Source organism: Dermatobacter hominis (assembly GCF_020715685.1).
GTDB classification, from domain to species: Bacteria; Actinomycetota; Acidimicrobiia; order Acidimicrobiales; family Microtrichaceae; genus Dermatobacter; species Dermatobacter hominis.
Window position 1 is genome coordinate 3781705 of record NZ_CP085840.1, and the last position, 12237, is coordinate 3793941.

Annotated in this window: 13 protein-coding genes; 6 read left to right on the top strand and 7 right to left on the bottom strand. The window is 74.8% G+C overall.

Annotated features, from left to right (window positions below; all coding sequences use genetic code 11):
* Entirely contained in the window at positions 1-825 is an 825-nt protein-coding gene (locus LH044_RS17705) for a Stf0 family sulfotransferase (protein ID WP_227756919.1), read from the bottom strand.
* 53 nt (positions 826-878) lie between these two features.
* Here LH044_RS17705 and LH044_RS17710 point away from each other — a divergent pair, with 53 nt between their 5' ends.
* Positions 879-2186, top strand: coding sequence for a sulfatase family protein (locus tag LH044_RS17710; protein WP_227756920.1), 1308 nt, complete (start codon positions 879-881; stop codon positions 2184-2186).
* A 78-nt stretch (positions 2187-2264) separates the two neighbouring features.
* On the opposite strand, the gene LH044_RS17715 is transcribed toward LH044_RS17710, so the two are convergent.
* Positions 2265-4076 (bottom strand): ABC transporter ATP-binding protein, encoded by a 1812-nt coding sequence (locus LH044_RS17715; RefSeq protein ID WP_227756921.1) that lies wholly within the window; start codon positions 4074-4076, stop codon positions 2265-2267.
* Entirely contained in the window at positions 4073-5974 is a 1902-nt protein-coding gene (locus LH044_RS17720) for an ATP-binding cassette domain-containing protein (RefSeq protein WP_227756922.1), read from the bottom strand. Before LH044_RS17720 ends, LH044_RS17715 begins: the two co-directional genes overlap by 4 nt.
* Before the next feature lie 76 nt (positions 5975-6050).
* On the opposite strand from LH044_RS17720, the gene LH044_RS17725 reads away from it, so the two are divergent.
* On the top strand, positions 6051-6626 hold the full coding sequence (locus LH044_RS17725) for a TetR/AcrR family transcriptional regulator (RefSeq protein WP_227756923.1): 576 nt from the start codon (positions 6051-6053) through the stop codon (positions 6624-6626).
* Positions 6627-6682: 56 nt separating this feature from the next.
* The gene (locus LH044_RS17730; protein ID WP_227756924.1) at positions 6683-7357 is read left to right on the top strand and encodes a phosphoribosyltransferase; all 675 of its coding nucleotides are present in this window, start codon (positions 6683-6685) and stop codon (positions 7355-7357) included.
* Here LH044_RS17730 and LH044_RS17735 read toward each other — a convergent pair.
* The 4 genes from LH044_RS17735 to LH044_RS17750 are packed head-to-tail and all read right to left on the bottom strand — an operon-like array spanning position 7339 to position 9920.
* Positions 7339-8043, bottom strand: a complete 705-nt coding sequence (locus LH044_RS17735; protein ID WP_227756925.1) for a metallophosphoesterase family protein — start codon at positions 8041-8043, stop codon at positions 7339-7341. The genes LH044_RS17730 and LH044_RS17735 overlap by 19 nt on opposite strands.
* Positions 8040-8309, bottom strand: coding sequence for a hypothetical protein (locus LH044_RS17740; protein WP_227756926.1), 270 nt, complete (start codon positions 8307-8309; stop codon positions 8040-8042). Before LH044_RS17740 ends, LH044_RS17735 begins: the two co-directional genes overlap by 4 nt.
* Entirely contained in the window at positions 8306-8947 is a 642-nt protein-coding gene (locus tag LH044_RS17745) for a nucleotidyltransferase (RefSeq protein WP_227756927.1), read from the bottom strand. Before LH044_RS17745 ends, LH044_RS17740 begins: the two co-directional genes overlap by 4 nt.
* A 49-nt stretch (positions 8948-8996) precedes the next feature.
* On the bottom strand, positions 8997-9920 hold the full coding sequence (locus tag LH044_RS17750; RefSeq protein WP_227756928.1) for a hypothetical protein: 924 nt from the start codon (positions 9918-9920) through the stop codon (positions 8997-8999).
* Positions 9921-10019: 99 nt separating this feature from the next.
* Between LH044_RS17750 and surE the strand changes: the two genes are divergently transcribed.
* The 3 genes from surE to LH044_RS17765 are packed head-to-tail and all read left to right on the top strand — an operon-like array spanning position 10020 to position 12207.
* The gene (gene surE, locus LH044_RS17755; RefSeq protein ID WP_227756929.1) at positions 10020-10844 is read left to right on the top strand and encodes a 5'/3'-nucleotidase SurE; all 825 of its coding nucleotides are present in this window, start codon (positions 10020-10022) and stop codon (positions 10842-10844) included.
* Entirely contained in the window at positions 10841-11713 is an 873-nt protein-coding gene (locus LH044_RS17760) for a diacylglycerol/lipid kinase family protein (protein ID WP_227756930.1), read from the top strand. Before surE ends, LH044_RS17760 begins: the two co-directional genes overlap by 4 nt.
* 11 nt (positions 11714-11724) lie before the next feature.
* Positions 11725-12207 carry an SRPBCC family protein gene (locus LH044_RS17765; RefSeq protein ID WP_227756931.1) on the top strand — a complete coding sequence of 161 codons (483 nt, stop codon included), beginning with the start codon at positions 11725-11727 and terminating at the stop codon, positions 12205-12207.
* The last annotated feature ends 30 nt before the right edge of the window (positions 12208-12237 follow it).

Here is a 12237-nt window from a genome sequence, read left to right on the forward strand (position 1 = left end):
TCAGTCCAGCCCCAGGCGCCGGGAGTCGTCGCGGAACCGGGTCACCCAGTCCTCCGACACGCCGTCGGCCTGGCGCTTCATCGGTCCGTGGCCACCGTCGGGCTCGGGCGGGTCGATCCCGAGGCCGTCGAGCACCCGGCCGACCGTGGCGGCTCGCGAGCCGATGAACTCCTCGTACACCACGCGGATCGGCTCGCGCCCCGTGGCGTGGAACCACTCCTCCCACCGAGCGTCCCACCGGTGCAGGTCGTCGACGAGGAACCGCAGCGCCCGGTGGTCGTACTCGACGTCGCGGCGGCCGTCGGGTGCCTCGGCGGCGGTGCGCCACTGCTGGGTCTGGATCGCCTTCCACAGCGACACGGCCTGGGCGACCTTGTCGCGGCGGCGCACGAACACGATCTTGAGGTCGGGGAACACCTCGTCGAGCGCCTCGGTGAACGTGAGGTCGCCGAGCCCGTCGAGCTCGGCGATGCGGGCCCGGAAGTCGTCGAAGTAGTTCCACATCATCTTGGCGCCGAACACGCCGTTGGGCGTCGTGCCGCGGTGCACGACGTAGTCGAACCACCCGGCGAAGTCGCCGGGCTGCTCGGGCACGCCGGGGTCGAGCGGGGCCAGGCGGTCGGCGATGTCGGCCGCCTCGGGCTGCAGGAAGTACTGGCGGGGCTGGCGCGGCAGGCCGGTCGAGCGCAGCGACTCGAAGAACTCGTCGGGCACACCGGCGACGTCGGTGCCCTTGAGCAGCTCGCACAGGAGCGTGCTGCCGCTGCGCTGCGTCGCGCACACCAGGTACGCGGTGCCCTCCACCCTCGGATGCCTGCCGCTCACGTCACCCTCCTCCGATCCGTGCGGCGCGGACCGGGACGTAGGCTCGTCCCGGTATGACGCCGCCGAACGTCCTGTACCTGCACTCCCACGACACCGGCCGGTACGTCCAGCCCTACGGGCACCAGGTGCCGACGCCGAACATCCAGCACCTCGCCGACCAGGGCGTCCTCTTCCGGCAGGCGTTCTGCTCCGCGCCCGTGTGCTCGGGCTCCCGGGCCGCCCTGCTCACGGGCCAGTCGACACACGCGACCGGCATGCTCGGGCTGGCCCACCGCGGCTACCGGCTGACCCACCCCGACCGCCACGTCGTCCACGTGCTCCGGGACCACGGGTACTGGTCCGGGCTCATCGGCGAGCAGCACGTGTCGGCCGACCCCGCCGACGTCGGCTACGACCACGTCGAGGAGCTCGACAGCACCAAGGTGCGCGACGTCGCGCCGGCTGCGACCCGCCTCATCGCTGAGCGGGTGTCGACGGACCGGCCGTTCTTCCTCTCGGTGGGCTTCTTCGAGACGCATCGGGAGTACTTCGAACCCTCCTCGATCAGGGACGCCCTGTACTCGCGCCCGCCCGACGGCATCGTCGACACGCCCGCCACCCGACGCGATGTTGCGGCGTTCAAGGCGAGCGCCCGTTCGCTGGACCAGGGGGTCGGCGCGGTGCTCGAAGCGCTCGAGGAGCACCACCTCGCCGACCGGACGCTCGTGATCCTCACGACCGACCACGGGCTCGCCTACCCCGACGCCAAGGCCACGATGTTCGACCGCGGCATCGGCGTGATGCTCGTCCTGCGTGGCCCCGGCGGCTTCGTCGGCGGACAGGTCCGCGACGCCCTCGTGTCGCAGCTCGACATCTACCCCACGATCTGCGACGTCGTCGGCATCGAGCGACCGGAGTGGCTCGAGGGCGAGTCGCTGGTCCCGCTCGTGACGGGGCAGGTCGAGTCGGTCCGCGACGAGGTGTTCGCCGAGGTGACCTACCACGCCGCGTACGAACCGCAGCGGGCGATCCGGACCGATCGCTTCAAGTACATGCGGCGCTTCGACGCCGACCACCGGGGGCGGGTGCTCGCCAACCTCGACGACGGGCCGACGAAGGACGTCCTGCTCGCCGCGGGCTGGGGCGAGGTCGAGCCGCCGGCCGAGGCGCTCTACGACCTCGTGCTCGATCCGGCGGAGGGCACGAACCGCATCGACGACCCCGCCCTGGCCGACGTGCTGGCTGACCTGCGGGCCCGGCTCCGGGACTGGATGGAGCGCACCGGTGACCCCCTCCTGCGGGGCCCGGTCCCGCCGGCTCCCGGCACCCAGACGAACAGCGTCGACCAGGTGTCGCCGAGCGAGCCGACCACCTCGCACTGAGGGCACCGCGGAGCGGGCGAGCGCCATGTCACTTTCTAGCCCGGAACTCCGATGGGTCAGGTCAGCAATCCGGGCGGCTCAGCCGTAGGCCGCCGCCTGCTGCCGGTACATGCGGGCGTAGCCGCCCTGGGCCGCCATGAGCTCGTCGTGGGTGCCGCGCTCGGCGATCGTCCCGCCGTCGAGCACGACGATCTCGTCGGCCCGGCGCACCGACGAGAACCGGTGCGAGATCAGGACCGTCACCTGCCCGGACCCCTCGGCGACCCGGCGGTAGGAGTCGAACGTCCGCTGCTCGGCCTCCGGGTCGAGCGAGGCCGTCGGCTCGTCGAGGACGGTGCACAGCGGGGCGGCCGGCACCAGCGAGCGGGCGACGGCGAGGCGCTGCCACTGACCGCCCGACAGCTCCTGGCCGTCGGCGTACATCCGACCCAGGTGGGTGTCGAGGCCGTCGGGGAGGCGGTCGACCACCGTCGCGGCGCCGCCCCGCTCGACGGCCTCGCGGATGCGGGCGTCGTTGTCGGGCCCGGTGCCGTCGAGCGTGGCCACGTCCCCGATCCCGACCGTCGTCCTCGCCGTCGCCTCGAGGCGGAGGAAGTCCTGGAAGGCCGCGCTCAGCCGGCGTCGCCACGCCCGGACGTCGAGGTCCGCGAGGTCGGTGCCGTCGACCGTGATCCGTCCCGACGTCGGGCGGTACATGCCGGTCAGCAGCTTGACGAGGGTCGTCTTGCCCGCGCCGTTGTCGCCGACGACCGCGACCGTCGTCCCCGGTGCGAGCCGGAGGGAGACGTCGTGGAGGACCGGCGTGTCGGTCCCCGGGTACGTGAACGACACCGCGTCGAACGAGATGCCGTCGACGAGGTGCTCGGGCGGGTCGAGCGTGCCCGCGTACGTCGCCTGCGCCCGGTCGTGGAGGTCCCGCAGCCACAGGAACCGGTCAGCGGTCCGCAGCGCCGACGCGGCGTCGCGGGCCGCATCGGCGGTCTGCGCGACGTTCGTGCGGATCACCAGGGCGAGCTGGCTCACGAGCACGATGTCGCCGATCGACGCCCGGCCGTCGATCGCGAGCCGGGCCGTCACCAGCAGCGCGCCGACGTAGCCGGCGGCGAGCGCCAGCCAGCCCACCGAGGCCAGCGCCGACGATCGGAGCGCGCCGACCAGCTGGATGCGGGAGACCTCGGACCACAGCTCGTCCGCACGGTCGTCCATGCGGTCGACGGCGTCGAACACGCGGAGCTCCATGGCCGGGGTGGGGGACAGGAACAGCTGGTGGATCTGCGTGGACGCCCGCTGGCGCTCCGCCGCCCGGACGGTGGCCTGCTCCACGTGGCGCTCGGACCTCGGCACCAGGATCGCCGCGGGGACCGCGAACAGCGGCATGAGCAGCAGCCACGGCGAGACGGCGGCGAGGAGCCAGAGCGACGCGACCATGCTGAGCGCCAGCGCCGCCGTCCGCGACAGCGTGAACACGGACCGCATGAGCGTGGGGCCGCCGCTGCGGACCAGGGCCAGGTTGTCGAGGCACTCGGGTCGCTCCAGGTGCTCGACGCCCGGCACCGCCGCCGTCAGCCGGAGCGAGGTGCGGTCGATCACGAGCCCGACCTGGTTGGTCACCACGTGCTCCGTGTCGCTCATGGCCCGCCCCGCGGAGCCGAGCAGGCCCGCGGCGACGGCGCCGACGGTCGCGGCGACGGCGGCCGCGGCCCAGGACCCGTCGAAGGCCGTGTCGACGATCCACCCCATGGCGAGGCTCTGACCGGCCCCGGCGAGCGCGCTGAGGACGAGCGTGACGACGAGCAGCACGAGCAGCCGCGGGTCGGCGTCACGGGTGACCTCCCACATCAGGCCGGCACGACGCCGGTTCGACGCGGTCGAGATGGCGACGTCGCTCACGGGGCCTCCTCCTCCGGCACCCCGTCCGCCGGCGGACCGGGCGGTACGGTCCGCTCGTCGCGGAACCGGCGGGCCTGCAGCTCGTACAGCTCCGCGTAGCGGCTGCCGAGGGCCATCAGCTCCGCATGGGAGCCGTCCTCGGCCACGCGACCGCCGGCCAGGACGACGATCCGCTCCGCCCGCCGCACGGTCGAGAAGCGGTGGGACACCACGACGGCGGTGCACCCGGCGGCGTGCGTGAGGAGCTGGTCGAACAGCTCCACCTCCGCGCTCACGTCGAGGCTCGCGGTCGGCTCGTCGAGGATCACGACCTGTCCGCCGACGGCGGCGGCGTACATGGCACGGGCCAGCGCGATGCGCTGCCACTGCCCTCCCGACAGGTCGACGCCGCCCGTGAAGGCTCGGGAGAGGATCGTCTCGTCCCCCTCGGGGAGACCGTCGACGATCGTCGCGGCGCCGGCGGCGACCGCGGCGCGACGCGACAGCGACCGCGCGTCGGCCCGACCCGGGTCCGCCAGCGAGATGTTCTCGAACGCGGAGAGCTCGAAGTGGGTGAAGTCCTGGAAGATCACGGCGAGGCGGCGCCGCCAGGCGCGGAGGTCCAGATCGTCCAGATCGGTGCCGTCGACCAGGATCCGGCCGGCCGTCGGCCGGTAGAAGCCGGCGAGGAGCTTGAGCAGGGTGGTCTTGCCGGCGCCGTTCTCGCCGACGATCGCCACCGACCGCCCGGGTTCGAGCACCAGGTCGAGACCGTCCAGCACCGGGCTCGTCCCGTCCGGATAGGTGAAGCCGACGCCCTCGAATGCGATCACCGGCACCGCCGTCCCGATGGCCGGCACCGGACGATCGGCGACCCGGCGCCGCTCCTCGCCGTGGTACTCCTCGAGCCGGGCGACGGCGTCCATCTGGGGCACCGCGGCCTCGATGGAGAACGCCTCCCAGCCCATCGGTCCGAGCACGCGCGCCACGGCCACCACCCCGCCGAGGGCGGCGGTGAGCTCGGCGGGCGTGATGGCGCCGTCGACGCCGAGGCGGGCGAGCAGCAGGAACGGCACACCGGCGGCGAGGGCGTTGAGCGCGAAGACCTCCCAGTGGAGGCGGTGGGCGCCGAGGAGCACCCTGGACAGCTCGTCGACGGGTCGGCGAGCGTGGTGGTGGAACCGCTCCAGCGCCCAGTCGGCGAACCCGAAGAGGCGGACCTCCTTGGCGCCGTGCTGTGCGCCGAGGATCTCGGACCAGTAGGACGCGGCGCGGCCGTCGGCGGTCGTGTCCACCATCCCCGAGGCGATGGCGGCGGCGTAGTGGCGTCGCAGGAGCGACCGCTGCCACGCGGTGAAGGCGAACGCCGCGACGCCGGCGGCCACCGACGACCGGGCGACGACGGCGGCCGCGGCGACGGCGCCGACGAACCGGGTGAGGAGCCACAGCTGGCCCTCCGCACCTGCGCCCAGGTTGAAGAGGTAGGCGTTCTCGATCGGCAGGGCGGCGGCGTCGCGGACCACCTGCGACTCCAGGTGCTCGACGCCGGGGCGCGCCGACACCGCCCGTCGGACCGTCCGGCGGACGCGCCCGTTCACCGTGGACGCGACCCAGTCGCGGAAGGGCACCAGCATCGACTGGGTGACCTGATCCACCGCGAGGAGCGCACCGACGACGGCGAGCGGCACGGCCACGGTCGAGAGCGCGCCGCCGTCGGTGGCGACCTCGACGACCCGGCCGACCAGCCACGCAACGGCGATGGCGATGCCGGCCGGGAGCAGCGAGACGGCGAGCATCGCTGCGGTGATCCCCACGCGCGAGCCCAGCGGGACCACGCCGAGCAGGCGCAGGAGCCGCAGCCGGTCGTGCACCAGCGCCCGCACGTCCACCCGGACCCTCGACCCCGTCACCGCTGCCACGGGCACCACCGTAGTTCACAGACCGACGGTCGGTCTGTGAATTCGGTCGGGTCGCAGGGTGCGGCACACTGGGCGGGTGACGGTCCGGAAGGAGCAGGCGGCGCAGTCGCGGCGGCACCTCGTCGACACCGCGCTCCGCCTCTTCGTCGACCAGGGCTACGCCGCCACGCCGATCAGCCAGATCCTGGACGAGGCCGGGACGTCGCGCGGGGCGCTGTACCACCACTTCCCCGACGGCAAGCGGGAGCTCTTCGTCGCAGTCGTGGACGTCGTCGACCACCAGCTGCACGAGGGCTTCGAGTCGATCCTCGAGGACGTGACGTCGCCGGTGGAGCAGATCGTCGCCGGCATCGACCTCCTGCTCCGCCTCGCCGCCGATCGGAGGTTCGCCCGCATCATCCTGATCGAGGCCGCGGCGGTCATGCCCGGGGCCTGGACCGACGGATCGGAGTTCCTGCTCCTGCGCGACGCGCTCGACCGCGCGATCGGCGCCGGCGAGCTGGCGCCCGTCCCTCTCGATGCCACCGCGTCGGCCCTCTACGGCGCGGCGCGGCGCGCTGCGGACTTCGTCGCCCGTGCCCCCGATCCCGACGCTGCTGCGTCCGACTGCCGCACCGCCCTGCTGCTGCTGCTCGACGGCCTCCGGGCGTGAGCCGGCCCGGCCGACGGACGTTCACGTCCGCGGCCGGCAGGGGTAGGGAACATCACATGGTGCGCCTGCGATCACCGAAGGTGCGGTTCCGGGACCGCGCCGACGCGGGCCGGCGCCTCGCCGAGCTCGTCGCCGACGTGCCGCTCGAGCGGCCGGTCGTGCTGGCGCTCCCGCGCGGCGGCGTGCCGGTCGCGGTCGAGGTCGCCGCCGCGCTCGGCGCACCGCTCGACGTGCTGGTGGTGCGCAAGATCGGCGCACGGGGCCAGCCCGAGCTCGCGGTGGGGGCGGTCGCCGAGGACGGCGAGGTCGTGCTCGACGACCTCGGGGTGGGCGGGACGCCGGCCGCCGTGCTCGACGAGGTGATCGAGCGCGAGCGCGCCGAGGTGCGTCGGCGGGTCGAGCAGTACCGCGGCGGGCGGCCGCTCCCCGACGTCCGCGGCGCCGACGTGGTGCTGGTCGACGACGGCCTGGCGACCGGGCTGACGGCCGAGGCCGCGGTGCGCATGCTGTGGGAGCGCGGCGCGGCCCGCGTGGTCCTCGCCGTCCCGGTGTGCGCCCGTTCGTCCGCATCGCGGCTGCGCCGTCACTGCGAGGTCGTGTCGGTCGGCGAGCCCGCGGGGTTCGGGGCGGTGGGCGCCTACTACGACGACTTCACGCAGGTGCCCGACGCCGAGGTGCTCCGCATCCTCGGCAGGGGCGGCCCGAGCGCCGGTCAGGCGCCGAGGGTGTAGATCCGGTACGGGGCCCGGATCACCGGCCGGGCCACGTTGCGCACGGGGATGCCGCCCGGCGTCTCGCCGTGCTCGCGTCCGCTGTGGGCGTGGCCGTGCAGGAGCAGGTCGGCGCCGTGCTCGTCGGCCTGCTCGGCCAGGCGGTGGTCGGCGAGGAACGCGTGGATCTCGGGCGGCTCGCCGGCCACCGTGGCGCCGATGGGGGAGTAGTGCAGCAGGCCGATCCGGTGGGGCGCGTCGAGCTCGGCGAGGGCGGCGCCGAACCGCTCCGCCTCGAGTCGCCCGACCTCGACGAAGCGCTTCATCTCCGGCTCGCCGAACGCCGTCGCGCACGTGCCGGGCAGCCCGCAGGCGAAGCCCTTCGTCCCCGCGACGCCGACGACCGTGCCGTCGAGGGCGACGTGGCAGGCCTCACCGTCGAGCACCACCACGCCCGCACCCCGGAGCTCGGCCACGACCTCCTCGGGCGTCTCGGCGTGGTGGTCGTGGTTGCCGAGCACCGCCACCACCGGCACCTCGACGTCCGCCAGGCACGCGGCCAGCGACCGGGCCTCGCCCGCGTCGCCGCAGTTCGTCAGGTCGCCGGCGAGGAGCAGGAGGTCGGCCTCCTCGGCCGCCTTCAGCAGCTCGACCGGGGGTTCGGACCGACCGACGTGGAGGTCGCCGACCGCCGCCACGCGGATCACGTGATCGCCTCCGGAGGTCGGTCCTCGAGGATCGGCACGTGCAGCTCGTCGACGATGCGCAGGTCCCGCGGTGCGTCCGTCAGCGCGGCCCGCACCTCGTCGAGCACGAGCCGGTGCGCCGCATCGGACTCGACCGGGCCCCGCAGCACGACGGCGTCGCCGTCGACCTCGACCCGCACCGACAGGCGGTGGGCCTGGCCCTCGGCGAGCACCTGCCGCACGTGCGCGACCAGGTGGTCGTCCTCGGGCAGGTCGGTGGGGTTCACGACGCCTCCGGGTACCGCGCCGGGTGCACGACGGCGGACAGGGCGTCGATCGCGGTCGGCGGCACCGCGAGGTCGTTCGACTCCGCGTACAGGAGCAGGCTGAGGACGCGACGTGGCCCGAACCGTCGGGCCCGCTCGACGAGGTAGTCCCAGTCCATGTCGCAGCGCGCCACCAGGCCCAGCGCGTCGTACCAGTGGTGCGGCGAGTGCTCGGCCGCGGCCACCGCCTTGATCACGAGCAGGTCCTCGGGCGACACGAGCCGGAACCGGCTCCCCTTGAACGAGCCCTCGTCCGCGTGCTCGAGCATCGGCTCGTCGACGACGATGTCGCCGGTCGACCGGAAGATGATGTCGATGAGCACGTCCCGGCGGAACGCCTTGTAGAGCCAGTTCGGGTCGTGGCGCTCGGTCCGGTAGCCGGTCGCGTCGAACAGCTCGAGGAGCGCGTCGGCGTCCTCGACGTGCACGAACAGGTCGATGTCGTCGGTGCGTCGGGGTCGGGCGAGGCTCGCCGAGCCGATGCCGCCCATCACCATCACCCGCAGGTCGGTGCCGGACAGCAGCTCGGACACCTCGGCGAGGACGGAGCGGAACGTCTCCTCGGTCGGGCGCGGGCCCTCCCGGTAGTGGTCGCCCATCAGCGCTCGGGGATCGCCATGCGTGGTCCCTACCCACGCCGGGCGGGCGTCACGCGTTCGGTTCGTCGCCCTCGTCGTCGAGCTCGGCCCGGATCGCGTCGGCCTGGGAGCGGGCCGCCTCGGCGGCCTCGTCGGCCTCCTCGGCCGCCCGCCGGGCCGTGTCGGCCTCGGCGGCAAGCCGCGCCGCGTGGGCCTCGGCGGACCGCAGGTCCTTCTCGAGCTGGCGTCGCCGGCGCTGCGCCGCGACCGCCTCCCGGCGCGCCCGCTCCGCCCGGCGTCGCTCCTCGCGGGCGGTGGCGCCCCGGTCGGCGCGCCGAGCGGGCTCGGTGGCCGGCGGTGCCTCCTCCTCGTCGGCCCGTCCCTCGTCGGACCGTGCCTCGTCGGCCCGTCCCTCGTCGGCCCGTCCCTCGTCGGAGGGTGCCTCGACGGCGTCGGCGTCGCCGGCCCGCGCCGCCCGGTGGCGCCGGCTCGACAGCGACACGACGCGGCCACCGCCGTCGTCCGGGGACAGGGGACCCAGCCCCGATGGCGCGACGTCGTCGCGGAGCGCCCCGGCCGACAGCAGCGCGGCCACCCCGTCGTCGGTCGCGGCGGCCTGGAGCGTCCCGCGCATCCGGGACCGCCACGCCTCGCCGGAGATGCCGCTGGTGCGCTCGGCGGCGTCGAGCACGGCCTCGATCGCCTCGCGGTGCTCGGCCATGGCCGCGCGCGGGTCGCCGTCGCCGTCGAGCGCAGCTCGCAGCCGCCCGATGCTGCCGACGAGGTCGGCGACGACGTCGGGCTCCCGTCGTGCGACGACGTTGAGGGCCCAGGCAGAGCGGGGCGGCTTGCGCGCCTCGGCGGCCCGGGCCGCGCCGTCGCGGTCGCCCTCGGCCCGGAGCCGTCGCACGAGCTCCCTGCGCGCCGCGACGAACCCGTCGGGGTCGACGGCGTAGAGGTCGTCGACGGTCGCGGGCGTCACGTCGTCGGGCACGCCGACCGTCTACCAACGCCCGACCCCCGCCGTCGACCGCGCCCGGCGCGCTGGCGCGTCCGGGCGGTGGCGCAGCGCCGACCTGGGTAGGGCGCGGGGGTGGACCTCGAGCAGAACGAGCAAGGATCCGTCGCCCGTCCGGAGCGCACCGGCGCAACGAGGGCGCTCGTCACCAACGACGACGGCGTCGGCGCACCGGGCCTCGCCGTGCTGGCCGGTGCCGCGGCGCGGCTCGGGTTCGACGTGGTCGTGGCCGCGCCGGCGTGGGACAGCAGCGGCGCGAGCGCCTCGGTGACCGCGGTGCTGGAGGAGGGGCGCTTCACCTTCGCCCCGCACGAGGTCCCCGGCTTCGACGGCCCGTGCCTCGCCGTCGACGCCGCGCCGGCCTTCATCACCCGCGCCGCGATCGCCGGCGCGTTCGGCGCGCCGCCCGACATCGTCCTCTCCGGGGTGAACGCCGGCCTCAACACCGGGCACGCGACCGTGCACTCCGGCACCGTGGGCGCCGCCGTCACCGCCTCGGTCCTCGACCTGCCCGGGATCGCCTTCTCGCTCGACGTCGGCGCAGAGCCCCGCTGGGACACCGCCGACCGCGTCGTCGCCGCCGTGCTCTCGTCGGTGCTCGAGGAGCGGCCGGGGCCGTCGGTGCTCAACGTGAACGTCCCCGACGTGGCCGAGGACGAGCTCCGCGAGCTCCGGCCTGCGCGCCTCGCGGCGATCGGGGCCGTCACCACCACGGTGACCAGCGTCGAGCAGGGCTCGGTCCTGCTCGAGTACGCGCCGTCGGTGGGGGACGTCCAGCCGGGGACCGACGTGGCGCTGCTGCGGGAGGGCCACGCGACGGTGACCGCCCTGCACCCGATGGCGGAGGCGGAGCTGCCGCCGGGGCTGGTCGACCGGGCGGCCCTGGCCCTGCCGCGGTGAGGGTCCACCTGGTCGTGAACCCGGGCGCCGGGGACGGCATGGACGGGCCTGCCGTGGTCCGGCTGGTCGAGGACGCCGGTCACGAGGTGGTCGGCACCGGTGCCGCGGATCCGGGGTGGGAGCGGTCGCTGGCACGCGAGGTCGAGCTGGTCGCGGCGGCCGGTGGCGACGGCACGATCAGCGCCGTGCTGCTCGCCGTGGCGGGGCGCGGGTTGCCGGTCGGCATCGTCCCGCTCGGCACGGCGAACAACATCGCCGGCGACCTCGGCCTGCCGACGGGCGACCCCGCGGGAGCGGTGGCGTCGTGGCGCTCCGCTGCGACCCGACCCTTCGGCCTGCCCGTCGTGGACGGCGCACCCGGACCGCGGTTCGTCGAGTCGGTGGGCCTCGGACTGTTCGCCGAGCTGATCGCCGAAGCCGACGCGGCCGACCCCGACGAGGGCGTGGACGAGGCACGCGAGCGCCTCGCCCGACTCGTCGAGCGCGCACCCGAGTTCGACGTCCGGCTCGCGGTCGACGGACGCGAGCGCCGCGACCGCGTGATCGGCCTGGAGGTCCTCAACATCGCCTCGGTCGGCCCGCGCGTCGTGCTCGACCGCTCGACTCGCAGCGACGACGGGCGGGTGACCGTCGTCCCGATCCGGGCCGGGGACCGCGAGGCGCTCGCCGCGTGGCTCCGTTCGCCCGGACCCCACGCGGCCGCGGTGCCGTCGGTCGAGCCTGGCGTCCGTGCCGTCGTGGTCGAGGCCGACGCGCCGGTCCACGTGGACGACGAGGTGGTGGACGCCGACCGGGTCCTCGGGGTCACGACCGCGGCGCTCGTGTCGGTCGAGGTGCTCTCGCCGTCGTCGAGCCCCACGACCGGGTAGAACTCGTCGACATGCGGCTCCCGTCCGCGCTCGTCCCGACGTTCGCGTCGGATCGGTCGTGGCACTTCGACGTCCCGGTCGAGCACCTCTGGTCGCGGGTGACCGCGACCGACGAGTACGCCCGGTGGTGGCCCTGGCTCGCCGACTTCGACCCCGGCGGTGGGTTCCGGACCGGGGCCTCGTGGACGTGCACGGTGGCGCCGCCGCTGCCCTACCGCATCCGGTTCCGGCTGGCGATCGACGAGGTGCAGCCGGCTCGGCTGGTCCGCGCCCGGGTCACCGGTGACATCCGTGGCGAGGCGCTGCTGACGATCGACGCCGGCGAGGGCGACAGCGTGGCCCGCCTCCGGTCCCGGCTCTCGCCGGCCAACCCGCTGCTGCAGGGCTTCGGCGTGACCGCCCGTCCGCTGATCTCGTGGGGCCACGACTGGGTGCTCGACAGCGGGCAGCGCCAGTTCGTCGAGCGGGCGTTCGCGCCGGCGCCCGACCCGTAGGTCGGGCGCCGGTCGGTGCGATCGGGCAGC